The organism is Egibacter rhizosphaerae (assembly GCF_004322855.1).
Lineage (GTDB): Bacteria > Actinomycetota > Nitriliruptoria > Euzebyales > Egibacteraceae > Egibacter > Egibacter rhizosphaerae.
In genome coordinates this window covers 3,357,776-3,378,167 of record NZ_CP036402.1, presented here as the reverse complement: position 1 = coordinate 3,378,167, position 20,392 = coordinate 3,357,776, and the positions used below count along the sequence as shown (strand labels likewise).

The following is a 20,392-nucleotide window of genomic DNA, read 5'->3' as shown; positions in this document are numbered from 1 at the left end:
CCTTCCGCCGATGTCCGATGAACATGTCACGACGTCACGAACCCTTCGTGGCGTCGGCGTCGACCTGTTGCTCGACGTCCAGCGCCTTCCAGCAGCGCGCCCAGTGGGCCGGCGCGACCTGCACCAACTCCTGCGGCTCCTCGCACCGAGCCTCCGCGAAGGGGCACCGTGGAGCGAGACGGCAGCCCTCGCGTTCGGCGTGCTCGAGCGACAGCTCGCCATGCAAGCGCCCGAGGCCGACCGCGTGATCGGCTGCTCCCTCGGCGATCGCGGACCGGCGGGTGACCCCGATGAGGGCCCGCGTGTACGGATGCAGCGGTCGCTCGAACAACTCTTCCTTGGCACAGACCTCAACAAGCTGACCCAGGTACATCACACCGACCCGATCGGCCATGGCCTCGACGACGCGCAAGTCGTGGGTCACGAGGACGTAGCCGACCGACTGTGTCTCCTGCAGCTCGGACAGCAGGTTCACGATCTGACCACGGATCGAGACGTCCAGCGCGGAGGTGGGCTCGTCGAGAAACACCAGCTCCGGCTCCGGCGCTAGGGCCCGAGCGACGCCAACACGCTGGAGCTGGCCGCCGCTCAGCGCTCCGGGCCGACGTCGGGCGAGGTCCGAGTCCAAGCCCACGGACGCTAGGGCGCGAGCCACTTCGCTGTTCACGGCGCTCCGCGGCACCCCGCGTAGCCTGAGGAACTCGGCGAGGCTCTCCCGGATCGTCATCCGGGGATCGAACGCAGCCATTGGGTCTTGAAACAACATCTGGATGCGATGCCGGAAGCGGCGGGCCTGACGTTCGGAGAGCCTCCCGATTTCCTCACCGTCGAAGACGATCGAGCCCGCGGTCTGCTCGGTGAGGCGCAACAGGACCCGCCCCACCGTGGACTTCCCGGAGCCCGATTCGCCGACGAGCGCGAACGTCTCGCTGCGACCTACCGTGAACGACACTCCGTCCACTGCCCGAAGAGGACGACGCCGCAGGGAGGCGTCCGTGCGCACGTAGTCCTTAACGAGCCCATCCACCTGTAGGAGCGGGGAACCGTGGTCGTCCCTCGGGGACGGGGAGGTGGATGCTGCGATCTGCGTCTCAGACTCGATGACAGGCCACCTTTCTGCCGTCCATCTCGCGGAGCTGAGGGACCGATGAGTGGCACTCCGGCCCGACCGACGGGCAGCGGTCGGTGAAGGGACACCGCGTATGAGGGGTCGTGATGGTGGGGACCTGCCCCTCGATCGTGTGCAGCCGCTGCCCCGGTTGTCGGTCGAAGCAACGAAGGAGCTCGCGGGTGTACGGGTTCCTGGGATCCTTGAGAACCCGCTCCGCGGGCCCACTCTCCATCACCATTCCCGCGTAGAGGACGACCACGTCGTCGCAGATACGCGCTACAGCGCCGAGGTCATGGCTGATGAAGAGCAGGGACGCCCCTCGCGCGTCGATCTCGCTGGTCAGCAGCTCAAGGACCTGCTCCTCGACGGTCACGTCCAGTCCGGTTGTGGGCTCGTCCGCGATGAGCAGGTCGGGTGAGCACGCCATCGTGAGCGCGAGCGTGGCCCGCTGGGCCATCCCACCTGAGTACTGGTGCGCGTACTCGCGCGCACGTTCCTGCGGATTCGGGATGCCCATCTGACGCAGGAGGTCGACAGCCCCCTCGTGACTCTCTCGACGTGACAGTCCCTTGTGGATACGCAGTACCTCCGCGATCTGGCTCCCCACCGTGAGGACGGGGTTCAGCGACGCCTTCGCGTGCTGGAACACCACCGACAGTCGCGTTCCGCGGACCCGGCGCATCTGGCGCTCCGACGCGCGCACGAGGTCCAGTCCGTCGAGGTCGATGCGACCGCCGTCGACGACGGCTTGTGGGGGGAGCATGCCCATGATCGCGGCCGCGGTAAGGCTCTTCCCCGAGCCCGACTCACCCACCAGCCCGACGCGTCGTCTGGGCGCCACGTCGAAACTGACCCCCTGCAAGGCGTGGACGTCGTGCTCTTGGCCACGAAGGCGCACGCGCAGGTCGTCGACCGCGAGCAAGGGTCCATCCGCGTCGCACGCGCTTGCGGGCAGTCGGCCTGGCTCAGTCTCCATGCCGGATCCGTTCTGCGACCGCATTGAGCGTGAGGACGGTCACGAGAATCGCGAGACCCGGGAACATGGCCACCCACCATTCGCCGTACACCACGCGGTCAGCGCCACCGCGCACCATCGCCCCCCACTCCGCCGTCGGTAGCGCGACGCCTACACCGATGAAGCTCAAGCCGGCGAGGATCTGGATCGCCCAGGCGCAGTTCACCGAGAACTGCGCGGCGACGACGTTCGTGACGTTCGGGAGAATGTGCCGAGCGACGATCCTTGGCGTTCCGTGGCCGGCGCACCGCGCGGCGAGCACGAAATCGCTTTCCTTGAGGGGCACGACCGCACTGCGCGTCAGCCGCACGTACACCGGGATGTTGACGAGGGCGATGACGCCGATCAGATTCGGGATGCTCGATTCGAGCGCCGCGATGATCGCCATGCCGAGTAGCAGGACCGGAAAAGCCTGAAACGACTCCGAGATACGGAGGACGACGTTGTCGAGCCAGCCGCCTCGGTACGCGGCCAGCGCGCCAAGCGGCATCCCGATCGCAACCGCGATCGCGGAGGCGCTCACTGCGACGCCGAGATCCAGGCGCGCCGCATGCACGACCCGCGACATCATGTCCATGCCGAACTCGTTCGTGCCCATCGGATGAGCCAGCGACGGTCCTGCGAGGGTCGGCCCGGTCCCGACGGCCTCGGGATCTCCGACCAGGAACGGACCGACCAAGGCGATGAGCACGATGATGGTGAGGGCTACGTACGCCGGGCTCGCGAACCTTCGCAATCCCGCGATCGGGCGACGTGCTCCGTCCGGTGTGGCGCTCGGTGCGCTCATGCGCGAGACCTCGGGTCGAGGAAGAAGTGCATGATGTCCACAAGCATGTAGACCAGCAGGTAGCTCAGCGCGCTTACCAGCACGACCGCCATGACAGGGGCATAGTCACCAGCGTTGATCGAGTCCACGGCGTACTTCCCGAGTCCCGGCCAGGCGAAGACGTACTCGACCATGACGGTCCCCCCCAGCAGGTAGCCGAAGAGCATCGCCATCATCGTGGTGACCGGCAGCAAGGCGTTCGGCAACCCGTGTCGGAAGACCAGGGAGGCCCGGCCCACGCCCAACGCCCGCGCGGCTCGAATGTGCTGCGCCGACATCGCCTCACGCATGAAGGCGCGTGTGACCCGCAACAACGGGGCACCCAAGACGAAGGCAAGCGTCGCGGCCGGCAGCAGCAATTGTCGCAATGCGGCCCACAGGGCCGCCCACTGTCCGGCCATCAGGGCGTCGACCAAATAGAAGCCGGTGATCGTCGGGGGCGCGGACACCCCCGAGATGCGTCCCAGGGGGGGCGGCGCCCACCCGAGCGTCCCGAAGAAGACGAACAACAGGAGCACCCCGAGCCAGAACTCGGGCATCGACACCCCGAGCCCGGAGAGGGCGTTCGCGAACCGATCGGGGACGGAACCCGGGCGAGTCCCAGCCCAGATCCCGAGTGGCAATGCCCAGAGAAGGATGAGCACGAGGGCAAAGCCGGCGAGCTCGACGGTCGCAGGCCAACGCACCGCGAGGTCGGCCACCACGTCGTTGCCCGTGCGCCAGCTGGTGCCCAGGTCCCCCTGAAGCAGGGAGCCCAGGTACGTGAAGTACTGCTCGTGGAGGGGCCGGTCAAAGCCCAGGCTCGCGATGACCTCCTCGACCCGGGCATGGTCGGCGTACTCCCCGACGATCAACGCCGCCGGATTCCCCGGCACCACCCGCGTGACCACGAACGTGATGATGCTCACACCGAGCAAGGACACGAGCAGCAGTCCGAGACGCTTGGCAAGGTAGAGGGCGAGACGCATCCAGGGCCTCTCCGCCACGGTGTCGGGCGAGAACCCACCCCGCCCGAGACCGCGCTAGTCGTCGTCGCTGAGGGACAGGTCGTAGTAGCGGGGGAGCTCGTCGATGTAGTGGACGTAGCCCTCAACGTGGTCACGCATGGCGAGCTGGAAGTCGGGGTGGGCGATGAACACCCAGGGCGCCTCGTCGACGATCGTTCGCTGGGCCTCCCCGAACATCTCCTGCCGCACGTCCTCGTCCATCTCGGTCCAGCCTTCCTCGATGGCCGCATCGATGTCCTCGTTGCAGTACTCAACGTGGTTGATCAGGACGCCGCATTGGAAGTTCACCGAGAGGAAGTACGCCGGGTCGTCGATCCATGACAGCGATTCGTCAACGAAGAACTCGAGTGTCGTCTCGTTGCGCTGCTCAGCGAACACCGAGGGAGTCATCTGGTCGATCTCGACGTCCACGTCGATCGCTGCAAGGAAGGACTGGACGCGCACGGCGACCTCCTCGTGCTCAGCGACCGAGTTGTCGATCGACAGGGTGACCGGCGAGCCGTCGTAGCCGCTCTCCTCGAGCAACCGTTCCGCCTCGGCAAGGTCGGTCTCGTAACCGATCTCGTCGCCGAGCGAGTGGGGGGAGCCTGCAGGGCCCTCCGGGTACGGGCCGTGCAGGCGCTCCGCGTCACCTCCGTAGACCTCCTGGATCAGCTCGTCGTAGTCAACCGCATGAGAGACGGCTTGACGAAACGCCTGGTCGTCGTAGGGCGCCACCGTGTTGTTCATCCCCAGGAAGAGACGGTTCTGCGACGGCACCGAGACGATGTCGACCCCATCGGCACCCTCGACCGCGGCGATCTCGTCGGGCCCCAGCCCCTCGACCATGTCCACTTCGCCAGCCTGCAGCAACTGCACCCGCTCAGAAGCGGAGGGGACGATCTCCCACACGATCCGGTCGATGTCGGGGGCGCCTCGCCAGTAGTCGGCGTTAGCCTCGAATACAACGCGCTGGTCACGCTCCCACTCGACCAACTCGTACGGCCCGCTACCCCCGGCGACGTTGTCGGACAGCCACGCGTTCGCCCACGGATCGTCCTCGGGCGCGTTCTCCTCGATCTCCTGGGAATCCAGGATGCCCATCTGGATCGCGGTGAGGCTGCGCATCGTGAGCTGCGAAGGCTGCTCGACCGACAACTCGATAGTGTGCTCGTCGATGACCTCAGGCGGCTCGGTGATCCCGGAGACGTTGGTCAGGTACCAGTTCGAACCGCTCTCGCCATCCTGGGTCTCAAAGGACCGCTCGAACATGTAGTGCACGTGCTCCGCGGTGATGGGCTCCCCGTCGTGGAACGCGGCGTCCTCGCGGATGGTGATGGTGTAGGTCTGCCCATCGTCCTCGGTCTCCCACTCCTCGAAGATCAGTCCCTCGAGGGCCGTGGAGTCCCCGATCACCGTTCCGTCGTCCAGCTCGACATGCTCGTAGGTGAACGGCGAATCGTAGAGCTGCACGAGCGCGATGTTGGATCGTGGCGAGGTCGCGTCGGGCGGATTAAGCGTCGCGATGTCGTCAGGGATCGCGATGGTCAGCGTCGAGCCCTCCGTGGACTCGGCGTCCTGGTCCTGGGCTTCCTCGCTGTCGCCCGCCTCTTCCTGAGCCTGGGGGTCGTCCTCGACGTCGTCCACCTCGTCGGGGTCACCCGGCGCACAGGCCGCCGCGAGGAGCATCACCAGGGCGAGAACGCCGAGTGCGCCGAGGCGGACTCGGCGGTCCCGCGTGTCACGATTGAACATGGCTTGCCCTTCTCCTCGGTTTGCTGCTCAGACGGCGTGGCGTGAATTGCCAGCGGCGACCGCTTACGCGTCCGATCCGGTGGGGTCGGCCCGTCGTTGGTTGGTGGGGGTAGGGTCGATGTCGAGGCTGTGGGGGTCGAGGACGACGTGGTAGTCCCGCTCGGCGGCGTGAGCGCTGACGTAGCCGGCTTCGACGTCGCGGCGCACGGCCTCGGGGTCGCGGTGCGCGGGTGGACCCCAACCGCCGCCGCCGCCGGTTTGGATGCTGACCAGCCCGTCGGCGCCCACCGGCACCCGCATGCCCTTCTGATAGACCTGCTCCGCCCCGGTACCCGGATGCGCGACCGTGCGACAGTGGGCAGCCGCCTCACCCCCGAAGAGGCCCCAGGGTGGGCATTGTTGGCGCTCCATGATGCAGGTCATCTCGGCGTGGTGGTCCAGCACCCGGTAGTCGCGCACGATGCCCAGCCCACCGCGGTGCTGTCCGGGTCCGCCCGAGTCCTGGCGGAGCTCGTGGCGCTCCAGCCGCAACGGGAACCGGGTCTCGATCACCTCGGCCGGGATGTTGCGCGTGTCCCCGTCGGCGATGAAGATCATCGCTGACTCCCCGTCGCCGTGCGGCCCGGCGCCCCACCCCCCGTTCTCGGGCTCCTGGTGGATGTACAGCTCCCCACTGCGCGGATCGGTCCCCACGAAGAAGAACCCCGACAGGTTGCCGTAGTGCGCGGCGGCCACCCGCTCCGGGATCGCCTCGCTCAGCGCGCTCACGATCGTGTCAATAAGCAGGATCAGATGGGTTCCGTACATGAAGGTGGGGGCGGGGTATTGGGCGTTGAACATGCTGTCGTCGGGGCAGTCGAGGTGTAGGGGCGCGAAGTCGCCTTCGGTGGCGGGGGTGTGCGGATGGGTCAGGCACTTCAACGCGATCCGGCACGCCGCCAGCGTCGCCGGGAGCCCGCAGTTGACCGGTCCCACGTTCTGGGCATGCGAGCCCTGCAGATCGATGTGCAGCTGATCGCCGTGTACCTGTGCGGTGACCTCCACCGGCAACGGCCCGTTGCCCAAACAATCGTCATCAAGACACGAGGACGCGCGGTACACCCCGTCGCGCATGTCGCTGATCGCCTGCCGAGTGCGCTGCTCGCCCTGCCGATGCATGACCGTGATCACCGACTCGACGGTGTCGCGACCATGCCGGCCGAAGATCTCGGCCACCCGCGCTGCGCCCGACAAGGCCGCCGCCGTCTGCGCCCGCAGATCGCCCATCATGTTCTTGGTGTAGCGAATGTTGTGCTCGATCAAGCGCGTGACGTGCTCGTCCTGGCGGCCCTCCCGCAACACCTGCACCGACCGGAACCACAGTCCCTCCTGCACCACATCGGTGCTGTCGATACTGCCGCCCGGGTCCTTGCCGCCGATGTCCAACCAATGCGCCCGCGTCGACGTGAACCCCAACAGCTCGCCGCCGCGGGAGAACACCGGCGCCACCGCCGCGACATCATTGAGATGATTACCCGTCAAATACGGATCGTTCATCAAGAACACATCGCCGGGCCGCAGCGACTCCACCCCCACGTCATGCACCACCCACTGCACCGCCACCGCCAGATTGCCCAAGAAGATCGGCAACCCATCGGCCTGCGCCACCATCCGACCCGCCCGATCAAAGACCCCACAACTGAAGTCCAACACCTCATAAATGATCGGGTTATACGCCGTGCGCATCAGATTCGTCTTCATCTCCTCCGCCGCGGCAATCAACGCATGCCGCACAACCTCCACCCGCACCGGATCGATCTGCTGGACCGTGTTCATCACTGATCGCTCCGAGCCGTCTGGGAAGCCTGCTCCTCCACGTGGATAACCAGGTTGCCGAATTCGTCGAGCTCACCTGTGGCCGTGGGTGGCACGACGGTCGTGGACCCCATGTCCGCGATGATGCAGGGCCCCTTCACTACGTTGCCGGCCTCCATGGAGGCGCGGTCGTACACCGGCGACTCGACCACGTCCTCGGAGCGGTCGAACACGATCGATTGCGAACCGACGACGGAAGCCGTCCCCGGTTCCGAGGAGCCGATCGGCAAGCGCTGGAGTTTGAGACTCGGCAGCCGCCCGATCGCGGCGACGCGCAGGTTGACTAGCTCGGGCTGTTCCTCGGGGGAACTGTGGCTGTACACCTGCTGATGCCGACTGTGGAACGCCTCGAAGACCTGCACTAGGCCATCGTGGTCGAGAGCTCCGGAGGGTACCGGGATGTTGACGGTGTATTCCTGGCCCGCATAGCGGAGATCAACGGACCGTGAGAACGCCATGTCGCCCGGCGCGACACCTTCGCGCTCAAGCGTTCCCCGGGCTTCGCCTTCGACCGCTCCGAATTCCTCGCTGAGTTCCTCGGCGGTGGGCTCCCTGAGGCGCTCCGCGGCGGTCCGCACGAAGTCGTGGCGGATGTCGCTCATGAGGATCCCCAACGCGGAGAATTGACCCGCAGCGAGCGGGACGATCACCTTGGGAATTCCGAGTTCCTCGGCGATCGCGCACGCATGCATTGGCCCGGCGCCGCCAAAGGCAAACAGCGAGAAGTCTCGGGGATCCAGGCCACGCTCGACCGTGAGCGAACGCACGGCCATGGCCATCTTCAGGTTGACGAGCTCGACGATGCCCGCAGCGGACTCCTCTGGGGTGAGTCCCAACGGTTCGCCCACGTGCTGGTCCAGCGCCTTGCGAGCGGCGTCCTCGTCGAGGGACATCTGGCCCGGCAGGAACCGCTCCTTCGGAAGCCGGCCGAGCAGGAGGTCCGCATCAGTGACCGTCGGCAGCTCACCACCGCCGCCGTAGCAGGCGGGGCCGGGTTCCGCACCGGCGCTCTGTGGCCCGACATCCAGCGCGCCGACCTCATCGACCTTGCCGATGGAACCTCCACCTGCGCCGATCGACTCGATCGCCATCATCGGGACCATGACCGGGATGCGGTCGATCTTCGCGTCGGCGGTGATGGGGAGCGTCCCCCCCTCGATGACGGCGACGTCTGTACTCGTGCCCCCCATGTCGAAGGAGATGATGCCGCCCGGCAGGTCCATGAGCTCCGCGACGTGAGCCGCTGCGGCTGCACCCCCCGAGGGCCCGGACATCAGCGTTCCAACGGGCTTCCACTTGGCGGTGGTGGCCGACATCACACCCCCCGCCGACTGGTTCACGAAGAGGGTGTTCGCGTAGCCCTGGGCCTCGAGGCCGGTGATGAGGTCGTCGATGTACTCACCCGTGCGCGGCATGATGTAGGCATTCACGCAGGTGGTGCTCGTGCGCTCGTACTCGCGCCATTCACGAACGAGCTCGTGGGACGTGCAGACGAAGGCGTCGGGCAACCCCTCGCGCACGATCTCGGCGACTCGCCGCTCGTGGGCGGGATTTACGTACGCGTGGATGAGGCACACCGCGACGGTGTCGACCTCGTAGCGCCGGAGTACCTCCATGGCCGACCGCACGCTCGCCTCGTCCAAGGGGCGTACCACCTGGCCATCCACAGCCAAGCGCTCGTCGACCTCGAGCCGGCGTTCCCGGGGGACGAGCGGCTGGGGCTTGCGGAAGTGCAGGTTGTACACATCCGGTCGTGCCCCACGGCCGATCTCATAGGCGTCTCGGAAGCCCTTGGTGGTCAGCAAGCCCGTCCTCGCTCCACGACGCTGGAGCAAGGTGTTGATGCCCACGGTCGTACCGTGCGCCAGGTGGCCGATGGCGTCCCCGCTGATCCCGGCCGAGTCAAGCCCCCGCAGGATTCCCTGCGACAGCTGCCCGGGTGTGGTCGGCGTCTTCTCGAGCCGAACGGAGCCTTCATCGTCGTCGACGATCACGAGGTCCGTGAACGTCCCGCCGATGTCAACCCCAACCCGCAGGGAGCGAGCCGACCCAGCCTGCTGTGTCACCATGCTGTCCCCTTCGAACGTGTAGAGACCCGGAACCGAAGGTCACCGATCTCCCCCGCGTAGCGGGAAGCGACGCGGGGGATCTGTGCCGCTTGAAGGACGCACGACTCCGCTCGGTGAGGCCGATCGTCCGTGAACCGCGACCGGGCAGCGACGGTCTCGCTCAGCCGCGCCCGACGTGGTGGACGCGGGCGCTCTGGTGGGCCGCATCGTCTCAAGAAGCCTCCAGGAAGACCCTTGTTCAACATTCTCAATGTCGGTAGAGTCTGCCCGGCCCTGCGAGGAAGGTCAACAGGTCAGCCAGAATCGGCTACGGGACAGTGGAGAGACCAGCGAAGCCCGAGGTCAAGCCGGCAATCGCGGCCCTGCTGACCGGTATCGCCACCTGACACCCCGGGGAGGTCCGTTCAGCTTCCTCAAGGCTCATCGTCCCGATGAGCTGTGACGACCCCAGCGGGTGCTATTGCCCCGAGCGAAGGAGAGGCCCCACGTGAACCCACTAGCCACTGGTCCCATGGCAGCTGGGGACGTCAGCCCGGTGCGGGTGGAGGTTGTGCGGCATGCGTTGATTGCCGCGGCGGAGGAGATGAAGACGAATCTGATGCGCACGGCGTATAACCCGATCATTTATGAGGTGTTGGACTTCAGTTGTGGGGTCTTTGATCGGGCGGGTCGGATGGTGGCGCAGGCCGATGGGTTGCCGATCTTCTTGGGCAATCTGGCGGTGGCGGTGCAGTGGGTGGTGCATGACGTGGGGGTGGAGTCGCTGCGGCCCGGCGATGTGTTCTTGATGAACGATCCGTATTTGACGGGTAATCATCTCAATGATGTCGCGGCGGTGGCGCCGGTGTTCTCCCGCGGCGGCGAGCTGTTGGGGTTCACGTCGACGCGGGCGCATTGGTTGGACATCGGCGGCAAGGACCCGGGCGGCAGTATCGACAGCACCGATGTGGTGCAGGAGGGACTGTGGTTCCGGTCGGTGCAGGTGTTGCGGGAGGGCCGCCAGGACGAGCACGTCACGCGCTTGATCGAGCACAACATTCGCTACACCAAGAACATGATGGGCGATCTGCGGGCGCAGACGGCGGCGGCCTTGTCGGGCGCAGCGCGGGTGGCCGAGATCTTCGGCCGGCATGGTCGCGACACCGTCGAGTCGGTGATCACGGTCATGCATCGGCAGGGCGAGCAGCGCACTCGGCAGGCGATCAGCGACATGCGCGACGGGGTGTACCGCGCGTCCTCGTGTCTTGATGACGATTGTTTGGGCAACGGGCCGTTGCCGGTGGAGGTCACCGCACAGGTACACGGCGATCAGCTGCACATCGATCTGCAGGGCTCGCATGCCCAGAACGTGGGACCGGTCAACTGCGGGCTCCCGGCGACGCTGGCGGCGTGCCGGATCGCGTTGAAGTGCCTGACCCATCCGCACACCCCCGCCACCGAAGGCGACTTCGCGCCCCTACACCTCGACTGCCCCGACGACAGCATGTTCAACGCCCAATACCCCGCCCCCACCTTCATGTACGGCCAACACCTGCGCATCTTGATCGACACCGTGATCACCGCGCTCTCCGACACCCTTCCCGACCGCGTCGCGGCGGCGCACTACGGGGACCTGTCGGGGTTCTTCTTCGTGGGGACCGATCCGCGCAGTGGGGAGCTGTACATCCACCAGGAGCCCGAGAACGGGGGGTGGGGCGCCGGGCCGCACGGCGACGGGGAGTCAGCGATGATCTTCATCAACGACGGGGACACGCGCAACATCCCGGCCGAGGTGATCGAGACCCGGTTCCCGTTGCGGCTGGAGCGCCACGAGCTCCGCCAGGACTCGGGCGGACCCGGACAGCACCGCGGTGGGCTGGGCATCGTGCGCGACTACCGGGTGCTGGACCACCACGCCGAGATGACCTGCATCCTGGAGCGCCAACAATGCCCACCCTGGGGCCTCTTCGGGGGCGGCAGTGCGCAGCACGGCCAAGTCGTCGCGCATCCGGGTACCGGGGCGGAGCAGGTCTATCAGAAGGGCATGCGGGTGCCGGTGGGCGCCGACGGGCTGGTCAGCATCCAAACCGGCGGCGGCGGCGGTTGGGGTCCACCCGCGCACCGCGACCCCGAGGCCGTGCGCCGCGACGTCGAAGCCGGCTACGTCAGCGCTCACGCCGCCGAGCGGGACTACCACGTCGTCCTCGACCCCCACAGCCTCGACATCGACCCCACCCCCACCAACCAACAACGCGCGAACACGTCCGCCCCCATGGGCGAGACCACTGCACAAGGGAGCAACCACTGATGGTCCTCACACTGGATGGCCCGAGACTGTTCGACCCCGTCCGGGGCCGGATCAGCGATCCCGTTGCCGTCGCCATCTCCGACGACCGAATCGACGCGGTCGGTCCGGCCGCCGCACGACGCGACACCCCCACGGTGGATCTGGACGGGATGGTCGCCCTGCCGGGACTCATTGAGGCACATGCGCACCTAGGCATCGTTGGGCCGGTACCTGACTTCCGGACTCCCGCCGCGGTCACCGCTGCTTTGATCTTCCGCAATTGTGCGCTGGCACTCGAAGCAGGTTTCACCACCGCCCGTGATTGTGGGGGCGTGGACGGTGGTGTCGCACAGGCGATCGCACGGGGCCACGTCCGCGGCCCGCGGCTCCTTCCGTCCGGTCCGATGATCTGCCAGACCGGCGGTCACGGCGACTTGTCCGTGCCGTACCTGGGCGAGAAGAACGACGTGTACCACAGCGGCATCCCCGGACTCGTCAAGCCCTCGATGGTGTGCGACGGGCCGGACGAAGTGCGCGAGGCCGCGCGCAAGGCCTTTCAACGCGGAGCGACGCAGCTCAAGCTCGCAGTCAGCGGAGGCGTGATCTCGCACACCGACCGCCTCGAGGACGCCCAGTTCACCGTCGATGAACTGCGCGCGGCGGTGACAGAGGCCCAGGCACGCGGACGCTACGTGACCGTCCACGCCCACAACCGCGAATCGATCACTCAAGCGCTCGATGCTGGTGTCTCGTGCATCGAGCACGGCACGTTCCTCGATGACGCCCTCGCCACTGAGATGGCTCGCCAGGGCGCAGCGATGGTGCCCACCCTGTCCATAGGTCACCTCCTTCAGGAGCACTGGCAAGAATGGGGCGCTCCCGAGGAAGCGGTCGGGCGCGCGCAACAAATGCGCTCAGCGCTGCGTCAAGCTCTCAAATCCGCGCGAGGAGCGGGCGTGCTGATGGGCTTGGGGAGCGACCTCATCGGTGCCGAGCAGAGCGGCCGAGGCCTCGAGATTCGACTGCGTGCCGAGATGACCGATCCTCTCGAGGCCCTCACGGCCGCGACGCTGCACAACGCGACGATCATCGGGCAAGCCGACGACCTCGGGACCGTGGAGCCGGGCAAGATCGCCGATCTCGTCGTCGTGGACGGGGACCCACTGGAGAACCCGGCTCTGCTCGAGGACCCCGAGTCCGTGGTGTTGGTGATCCAGGCCGGTCAAATCGTCAAGGACCTGACCGGTCGGATGACCACATGACACCCGACCGGCTTCACATGGACCGCGGGCCAGGAGGTGGTGGGGAGATGTCCAGCAGGCGCAATCGCGACGTGGTGATCGTCGGGGCGGGGGTGACCGGACTCTCCACCGCCTTCGAGCTCGCGAGCCAGGGCGCGGGCGAGGTGACAGTGTTGGAACGCGACCGCATCGGAGCCGGAGCGTCCGGGGTTCAGCCCGGGGGGGTTAGGCAGCAGTGGGGGACGGCCGTCAATTGCCGGCTCGCACGAGAAGCGTTCTTCTTCTATCGCGACATCCACGAGCGTCTCGAGACCAGCGCGCGGCCGAGGTTGTCATCGTGCGGCTACGTCTTCCTGGCCGAGTCCGACGAAGTGATGGCGCAACTGCGAGATAATGTCGCCTTGCAGAACAGCCTCGGGATCCCATCCGACCTCATGACTCCCGAGGAGGCCGCCGAGGTGGTCCCCGACCTGATGACGGAGACCCTGGTCGGGGCGGCCTACTGCGCGGAGGACGGCTACTTCGACAACGCGCAGGCCCCCGTGGAGGCCTATGCGGAAGCCGCCACGAGACACGGTGCCCAGATCGAGCACGCAGAGGTCCAGCGCCTCGAGCGCACGGGAGCGGCGTGGACGGTGGTGCTCGCAGACGGGTCCAGCATCTGCGCGGAGCACGTCGTAATCGCGGCCGGCTACGACACTCCCCCCTTGCTCCGCCCCCTCGGCATTCGCTTGCCGATCGAGAAGGAGCGGCGCTACCTGTTCATGAGTGCCCCCATCAACGAGCGGCTGCTCGACCCGTTGGTGGTCGCCACGGAGCGGCACTTCGCGGCCAAGCACCTTGCCGATGGACGCATCCTGGCGAGCGACCTCCTCGCCAGGGGTGAGGCCACCGAAGCGGGTCGGCAGCAGTGGCGCCAACGAATCGACGAACAGATCGAGAAGCTGTTGCCGCGGCTGCAGTTCGTGTCCTTCCCGCTGCTCGTCGAGGGGCACTACGATATGACGCCCGACGGCCAACCCATACTCGGCCCTGTCGGCGAGCACGCCAATCTGTGGATAGCAGCGGGCTTCAGCGGCCACGGGTTCATGCTCGCCCCCGCAGTCAGCCGCCGCCTCGCGCGAGCAGTGCTCGACGGCGTGATGGCCGAGGAGTTTGAGGAGTTCTCGGCGACCCGCTTCCGCGGCGAAGGACTCGACGGACTCGTCCACGAGCCCCAAGTCTTCTAGCCTCAGGTGGTGGTCTAGACGACGAATCCTTGGCCCAGCGGGTCCTGGTCGTCGATCCACATATCCGACACCCCCGTTAGCCACGCGTCACCCGTCACCTCGGGAATCACGCCGCGGTATCCCTCGACATCTATGATTCGCCTGATCCGCGCATGGAAGCGCGTCCCTAGGATCCCCTCGTTGACGAACGGTTCGTCGACCTCGAGCCCCTGCTGGGCGTGGAGCACCGCCAGCCGTGCACAGGTCGCAGTTCCGCAGGGGGATCGATCGAAGACGCCACCGGGTGCGATCGGAACGTTGCGGGCATCGCCGGCCTCCGAGGCTGGTTCGGCATACCACACGATGTTCGCCACAGCCGGCGGCGATCCTGTCCGAGGGTCCGGCGTCTCCAGTGCCGCCACCAGTGAGCTGCGGACCTCGTCGGCCGCTGCTTGCAATCGTGTCAGCTCCTCGGGCACGACACGCAATCCAAACGCGGAGGCTGGAAGGAACCCGTACCACTGCCCTCCGTAGGCCACATCTACGGGCACGTCGCCCTGCGGTCCCGGGACGGCGACCCTCTTGAGATGGAAAGCCGGTTGATTCCGAAACGTCACAGCGTGGACCCGGGCGCCTTGCCGCTGCAGCGACACCTCGATGAGTCCCCCCGGCACGTCGAGCGTCAGTACCTCGTCGCCGGGATCGACCCAGCCCATCTCGACCAGCGTCGTGGCAACCCCGATGGTGGCGTGACCACACATGTCCGGATAGCCCGCTGCCGACATGAACACGACGCGGGGAATCGCTGGGTCCGGCTGGCCGGGGTACAGGGCCGCGACGAACATGTCGTTGTGTCCTCGGGGCTCGTACACCGAGGCTCGACGTACCCAGTCGTGCTGCTCGGCGAGCTGGTCGCGGAGCTCGGAGGCTGAGGCCCCATCGAGCTCGGGCAACCCCTCAAATATCACACGCGTCGGTTCGCCGCCGGTATGCGAGTCGATGGCGTGGAGTCGAGCACTCGGGGCTCGTGGGGGCTCGGGCAGTGAGTACAGCTGTCGAGCATGCATCGGCGATCCCTCGATTGGCGGGCCGGGCATCGGATGGGGTAGGAGTGTCGACGCAAAGGGTCCGCTGAAGACCTTCGTTTATGGCGTGGATCGAGCATACCTTCAATATCCCGAACACGTACCGGGTGCCGCGCTCGTTGGGGCTGGACACAGTCGCGCCCCAACGTCGGCGCCTTCCCTTTCAGCATTTCGTAGGCCGTCTACCGGACGAGACGACTCCCCTTCCGACCCGCGCGCGGGGGGCGTTCGGCCCGTCCAATGAGGCTCGTTCGACCTTCCCGTGGCCACGGCCACCTGCCTACCGTTGCCTCGAGAGGCGGCGGGCCAACCAACCGCATCGGAGGGCAGCCGCCGTGACCGGCACCGTGTCGTCGACTCGCGCCGACCGTCGTACCGGCCGTGGAGAGGTCGCACCGCCGCGGACCGGGCGCCGTCGCCGACGCCTCGGCTACCCCGTGGGCGGGGTCGGCGCCGTGGTGGCGGCGGGGTGGATCGGACTGCAGGTCCAGTCGGCACCGTTGCCACCACCAGACCTCGCACCCGCCGAGGTCTCGACCATTGCGATGCCCGACGACCTGCCGGAGCCGGTCGCGCGCTTCTGTACGACCCTCTACGGCGACGCGGTGCCGGTGGTCGACAGCGCCGTGATCAGCGGCCGGGGCGAGCTGCGCATCGCCGGGATCACCTTCCCGGCTCGCTACCGCTTCAGTCACGTCACCGGACGGGACTACCGCCACTACATCGAGCTCACCCTCTTCGGCCGGCCGCTGGTGACGGTCGACGAGCGGTACCTCGACGGGCACGCCCGACTCGAGCTGCCCTTCGGGGTCAGCGAGGGCGCCAACGTCGACCAGGGCGCGAACCTCGCGCTGTGGGCCGAGGCGGTGTGGATGCCGTCGGTGTGGCTCACCGACCCTGCCGTGCGGTGGGAACCGAGCGACGCCGACACCGCTCGCCTCGTCGTGCCGTTTGGCGACGAGGAGGAGACGTTCACCGTGCACTTCGACCCCGACACCGGGTTGCTGAGCCGCATGGAGTCGATGCGCTTCAAGGGCGAACAGGACCGTGAGAAGACGCTGTGGCTCAACCACGCGCTGGACTGGGGCGAGGTGGACGGACACCCGTACCGCTACGCGCCGAGGTCGCGTGGGCCGACGAGCGCGCACCGTGGGCGCGCCTGCGCACCGAGGAAGTGCGCTACAACGTCGACCTCAGGGACTACATCGGCGCGGACGGGCCGTAGCACCCCGAGCCTCCGGTGGCATGACAAGGAGACGGGAAGCTCCCGATGACCAGGCAGTCGGTTACCCCGCCCGCGGCCCAGAAGAAGCACGCCATAACGGGCCCTAGTGGATGGCCTGCGCGGCCTCCAGCGCCTCGAATCGCTGGCCCGCCAGCGCATCGTTGAGTAGGCGTCCCTCGGCTTCGAGCCAGAGGTCTCCAAGCCATCGGTCCGTCTCATCGTCGAAGCGGTCATACCGAGCAGGCTTCGCGCCCATCTCGCCGAACACGAGTCCGTTTCGGCCGTGCAGGAAGTCGATGCGCATGAACGGCGCGGGGATCTCCGCGCTGAACCGCTCGACCATCTCAACGTCCGCGTCACTCACCCCGACGCCCGCGAACGCGCTGTCCCCATACTTCCCGGTCGCAATCCGCTCCCCGTCGCGGGACCACCAGCAGTGGCGCGTCTCCGGATCGCGCACGATCTCCAGCACCAGGCCGACGCGGCCGTAGAAGCAGTAGAACTTCACGTCGCGGGCAGGCCCCTGCTCGGCGACGTCCTCGACAAGCTCCTCCAAGACCCACTCGTCGGTCTCGATGCGGCCCTCATCGAGCATCTCGCGGCTCATCGCGACCGATTCGCCCCAATCGGTCCAGAGCTGCTCCTTGGGGCGGAACACACGCTGCTCCTCGAAGCACAGCATGACGCCTCGGGCGCCGGCCGCGTTGGTCGGCTTGAACGCGTACCCGGGATGCAGCTCCAGTTCGTCGAGCGTGCGGGTCTCCAGCGACGAGGCGGGCACTCTGATGCCGCAGAGCTCGGCGAACCTCGCCGACACTGCCTTTCGCTCAAGCGGGCCTTCGAGCTTGAACGGGCCGAGGTGGTGGCGCTGGCGGCGGATGGGGATGAGTCGCCGGAAGGAGGAAACCGGCGCCATCCCGGTATCCAGTTTCAGCGCGTAGCGCAGCATCTCTTCGGGGAGCTGACCGGGTTCGAGCGCGCCTAGCGCGGCCATGACAGCGCGACTACGCAACTCCGGCGACTCTGTTCGCTTGAGTAGGCGCCGGAACGCCTTGACGATCTCTTCCGCGGACTGTCGGTCTGCCTCAGCCTTCTCGCGGCAGAGATGAGCGAACACGTCGAGATCGGTGTCGGCGCTCGCCACCGGGGGGGCCGGTTCGACGGCGTGCTCGGCGGGCTGATCCTGCGGGTCCCGTCGTCTCATGGGGCGGGAGTATAGGTTGGGGAGGTCGAAGCTGATGGCGCCGCCGCGTTGGGCGCGCACAGCGGTGTCTCTCGTTCCCGTTGCGATGGCGCTACGGGCCTCAATGTGCGATTCATCGGCAGTTCGCAGCGCAATGCCGACGTTGACCGCCGACGCGTTCCGCGCAACGTGTGAGCGGACACGGCATTCTCCCCAGTGGTGGACATGCGAGGTCCCCGCTCGTATTGCGGCGCGGCTGAGCTGGCTGGCTGTGATCAGCACACCGTCAAGCGCTACGTCCAGCGCCGCGACGCGGGGCTGTCGCCGGAGACTGGGGTGGTGCGAGCGTCGATGATTGACGGGTTCCGCCCCAAAATCGCCGAGTTGGTGGCGCGTTCGAAGGGCAAGATCCGCGCGGACGTGGTGCACGACAAGCTCACCGCGATGGGGTTCGCCGGCACGGATCGGACCACGCGTCGGGCGGTGGCTGCCGCGAAGAAGGCCTGCGGGTCGAGCATCGGACGGACCCCGAGCCCAAGGGCGGATCTGAGGCGACCGTGAAGATCGCCAAGGCCGATCTGGTGCCCACCACCGCCAACCTCCGCAACCGGTACGCCACGTCCGCCAAGCTGATCACGACTGCCGCGGCGTTCTGCGAGAAGGTCAACGCGCGCTCCCATCGCGAGACCGGCCGCTCGCCGGCCGACATGCACGCCGAGGAACGCGCCCGGCTGCACGCCATCCCCCAGGCCCCCTACGCCCTCGCACTCGGCCAGCAGCGGGTGGTGACCCGATCGTCGGTGATCTCGTTGGGCAACGGGCCTTAGCGGATTCCGGGTTACGATGCCCGGCAATGCCATTCAAAGCGATCGCCCGCCACCTCCCCGACCTGCCGATCTCGACGGTGTTCGACATCGGCGCCAACGTTGGCCAATCAGCGAAGGCATACCTGGACGCGTGGCCTACCGCATCTATCTGGTGTTTCGAGCCGGTCTCGTCCAGCTACGAGGCGCTCGTGCAGGGGGTCGGCGGTCACCCGCAAGTTCAAGTGGAGCGTCTCGCACTCGGTGAAGCCGAGAGCGACGCGGTCGCGATCGAGGCGAGACGCCAGGGCGTCCGAAACCGGGTCCTCGACGTGACCGGTGCAGGCAACTACCAGCGCAAGGTGCCGCGCGAACGCGTGGTGATGTGCACTGGTGACGCATACTGCGCAAAGCGCGGCATCCAGCACATCTCCTTCTGCAAGGTCGACACTGAGGGGCTCGACCTCGAGGTGCTGAGAGGGTTGGAACGCATGCTCTCAGCGAATCGCATCGATCTGGTCCAAGTAGAGGCCGGGATGAACGCCTCGAACTCAAGTCACGTCCCGTTCGAGGCGTTCCGACGACACCTGCACCCGCGGGGCTACCGATTGTTCAGCTTGCCCGGTCAAGCCGTGGGCATGTGGGGCGTCCCGGAGATGAGGCGAGCCAATCCCGTCTTCGTCTCCGAAACGGTGGTCAAGGCCCACACGCGATCGTGATGGGGAAGCGCTCGCGGACCTCGCTTGCCGCTATAGGCTCACCGCGGGAGTACTGTCTGCGGTGTTTCTCGAGCCCGCGCGTGTAGCTCTGCTCCTGAGCCCAGTGGATAGATCGGATCCACGCGCATTCACGACCATCGGTCACCAGTGGGATCCGCTCGTCCACGCGCCTGTGCGGACCCAACTGGAAGACGTGGCTGTACGGAGCATTGCCAGCAGCGGCGACGTAGGTGAGCCCGATGGAACTGTAGGGCCAGCGAGCGTGGCGAACCTCTTCGAAGCCGTTGCCGTGCTGGTCGAGCAATCCGGCCGCGCCACTGGGAAACGCCGCTGCGTATCCCGCCCACGCTGGGGTGAGATATGGGGCCAATTGGGCCATGAAGGTTCGGGCGAGCCCGTCATCGTCATCGATCCGCAACGTCGCGTATACGTCCCGGCCAGTCAGGGGCTCGATAGCCTCTGTCACAACCTTGCTGGGGTCCTGTGTGGGTGAGACCTCTCTGAGTTCGGCCCACCCCAGCGGGGCGAGAGCCGCGTGTAGGCGGTCCCGGTGTGACTCCGGCAGCTCGGTGGAGGTGAGCACCGTCAGTCGAAACCAGCTTGCACCTACCTCGACGGTCTGCTCCGCGATCGAGGGTAAGGTCACGTTCTCGAACAGGTGCGCGTGCACGGCGAGCCGTTGAGGATCGAAGAGGCGTTGACGGTAGGTCTCCAGGTCGCCATCCTGCCTAGCCCCGCTCCACCCACCCTCGTTGCGTGCACTCAGAATGCTGTACCGCACAAACGCATGAACGAAAGACGAAGCGGCCGGATTCGTAGTGTCCATAGGGGCGAGGGTGCCAGGTGGACGCCGCGACCGCTACTCGGTGGCGGTCCCCCGCGACCACCATCACTCGTAGATCACGCCCTCGCTGGTAAGCGTTGTTGGCGTCCGGCCAAACCGTGAGCCCTTGGTCGGGCACCACGATGTGGCTGTCTCGGGGGATGCGAACGCCGTCGCCGCTGCCGGTGAGGTCGCCGCCGCGCGCGTTGATGTGGCTGCCGTC

Annotated in this window: 17 protein-coding genes; 7 read left to right on the top strand and 10 right to left on the bottom strand. The window is 67.0% G+C overall.

Annotation, left to right across the window (positions count from 1 at the left end):
* Positions 1-34 precede the first annotated feature (34 nt).
* The 7 genes from ER308_RS15565 to ER308_RS15535 all read right to left on the bottom strand — a co-directional run bounded on the left by ER308_RS15565 (position 35) and on the right by ER308_RS15535 (position 9,616).
* Positions 35-952: an ABC transporter ATP-binding protein gene (locus tag ER308_RS15565; protein ID WP_165492151.1), complete on the bottom strand. Its 918-nt coding sequence runs from the start codon at positions 950-952 to the stop codon at positions 35-37.
* 139 nt (positions 953-1,091) lie between these two features.
* On the bottom strand, positions 1,092-2,087 hold the full coding sequence (locus tag ER308_RS15560) for an ABC transporter ATP-binding protein (protein ID WP_165492150.1): 996 nt from the start codon (positions 2,085-2,087) through the stop codon (positions 1,092-1,094).
* The gene (locus ER308_RS15555) at positions 2,077-2,913 is read right to left on the bottom strand and encodes an ABC transporter permease (protein ID WP_131155839.1); all 837 of its coding nucleotides are present in this window, start codon (positions 2,911-2,913) and stop codon (positions 2,077-2,079) included. The genes ER308_RS15560 and ER308_RS15555 overlap by 11 nt, the downstream gene beginning before the upstream one ends.
* Complete coding sequence (locus tag ER308_RS15550) at positions 2,910-3,920, bottom strand: ABC transporter permease (RefSeq protein WP_131155838.1); 1,011 nt, start codon at positions 3,918-3,920, stop codon at positions 2,910-2,912. The genes ER308_RS15555 and ER308_RS15550 overlap by 4 nt, the downstream gene beginning before the upstream one ends.
* A 54-nt stretch (positions 3,921-3,974) precedes the next feature.
* Positions 3,975-5,693: an ABC transporter substrate-binding protein gene (locus ER308_RS15545; RefSeq protein ID WP_131155837.1), complete on the bottom strand. Its 1,719-nt coding sequence runs from the start codon at positions 5,691-5,693 to the stop codon at positions 3,975-3,977.
* Between the two features lie 63 nt (positions 5,694-5,756).
* Positions 5,757-7,508 (bottom strand): hydantoinase B/oxoprolinase family protein, encoded by a 1,752-nt coding sequence (locus ER308_RS15540; RefSeq protein ID WP_131155836.1) that lies wholly within the window; start codon positions 7,506-7,508, stop codon positions 5,757-5,759.
* Positions 7,508-9,616 carry a hydantoinase/oxoprolinase family protein gene (locus tag ER308_RS15535; protein ID WP_131155835.1) on the bottom strand — a complete coding sequence of 703 codons (2,109 nt, stop codon included), beginning with the start codon at positions 9,614-9,616 and terminating at the stop codon, positions 7,508-7,510. The genes ER308_RS15540 and ER308_RS15535 overlap by 1 nt, the downstream gene beginning before the upstream one ends.
* 511 nt (positions 9,617-10,127) lie before the next feature.
* On the opposite strand from ER308_RS15535, the gene ER308_RS15530 reads away from it, so the two are divergent.
* Genes ER308_RS15530 through ER308_RS15520 form a run of 3 tightly spaced genes read left to right on the top strand, consistent with a single transcriptional unit; the run spans position 10,128 to position 14,352 of the window.
* Positions 10,128-11,903, top strand: a complete 1,776-nt coding sequence (locus ER308_RS15530) for a hydantoinase B/oxoprolinase family protein (protein ID WP_131155834.1) — start codon at positions 10,128-10,130, stop codon at positions 11,901-11,903.
* Positions 11,903-13,144, top strand: coding sequence for a metal-dependent hydrolase family protein (locus tag ER308_RS15525; RefSeq protein WP_131155833.1), 1,242 nt, complete (start codon positions 11,903-11,905; stop codon positions 13,142-13,144). Before ER308_RS15530 ends, ER308_RS15525 begins: the two co-directional genes overlap by 1 nt.
* 47 nt (positions 13,145-13,191) lie before the next feature.
* Positions 13,192-14,352 carry an NAD(P)/FAD-dependent oxidoreductase gene (locus ER308_RS15520; protein ID WP_165492149.1) on the top strand — a complete coding sequence of 387 codons (1,161 nt, stop codon included), beginning with the start codon at positions 13,192-13,194 and terminating at the stop codon, positions 14,350-14,352.
* Between the two features lie 14 nt (positions 14,353-14,366).
* On the opposite strand, the gene ER308_RS15515 is transcribed toward ER308_RS15520, so the two are convergent.
* Complete coding sequence (locus ER308_RS15515; protein ID WP_165492148.1) at positions 14,367-15,398, bottom strand: proline racemase family protein; 1,032 nt, start codon at positions 15,396-15,398, stop codon at positions 14,367-14,369.
* 353 nt (positions 15,399-15,751) lie between these two features.
* Here ER308_RS15515 and ER308_RS15510 point away from each other — a divergent pair, with 353 nt between their 5' ends.
* Positions 15,752-16,690 carry a DUF6544 family protein gene (locus ER308_RS15510; protein WP_205745654.1) on the top strand — a complete coding sequence of 313 codons (939 nt, stop codon included), beginning with the start codon at positions 15,752-15,754 and terminating at the stop codon, positions 16,688-16,690.
* A gap of 54 nt (positions 16,691-16,744) precedes the next feature.
* Here ER308_RS15510 and ER308_RS15505 read toward each other — a convergent pair whose 3' ends face one another.
* A complete protein-coding gene (locus tag ER308_RS15505) occupies positions 16,745-17,905 on the bottom strand; it encodes an ATP-grasp fold amidoligase family protein (RefSeq protein ID WP_131155830.1) in 1,161 nt (386 codons plus the stop codon).
* Positions 17,906-18,049: 144 nt separating this feature from the next.
* Between ER308_RS15505 and ER308_RS15500 the strand changes: the two genes are divergently transcribed.
* From ER308_RS15500 to ER308_RS15490, 3 genes are all read left to right on the top strand, one after another.
* The gene (locus ER308_RS15500; RefSeq protein WP_131155829.1) at positions 18,050-18,385 is read left to right on the top strand and encodes a hypothetical protein; all 336 of its coding nucleotides are present in this window, start codon (positions 18,050-18,052) and stop codon (positions 18,383-18,385) included.
* Complete coding sequence (locus ER308_RS15495; RefSeq protein ID WP_131155828.1) at positions 18,382-18,651, top strand: hypothetical protein; 270 nt, start codon at positions 18,382-18,384, stop codon at positions 18,649-18,651. The genes ER308_RS15500 and ER308_RS15495 overlap by 4 nt, the downstream gene beginning before the upstream one ends.
* A 77-nt stretch (positions 18,652-18,728) precedes the next feature.
* On the top strand, positions 18,729-19,346 hold the full coding sequence (locus ER308_RS15490) for an FkbM family methyltransferase (protein WP_165492146.1): 618 nt from the start codon (positions 18,729-18,731) through the stop codon (positions 19,344-19,346).
* On the opposite strand, the gene ER308_RS15485 is transcribed toward ER308_RS15490, so the two are convergent.
* Positions 19,324-20,172: a glycosyltransferase gene (locus ER308_RS15485; RefSeq protein WP_131155826.1), complete on the bottom strand. Its 849-nt coding sequence runs from the start codon at positions 20,170-20,172 to the stop codon at positions 19,324-19,326. The two genes, ER308_RS15490 and ER308_RS15485, sit on opposite strands and share 23 nt — an antisense overlap.
* Positions 20,173-20,392: the final 220 nt, after the last annotated feature.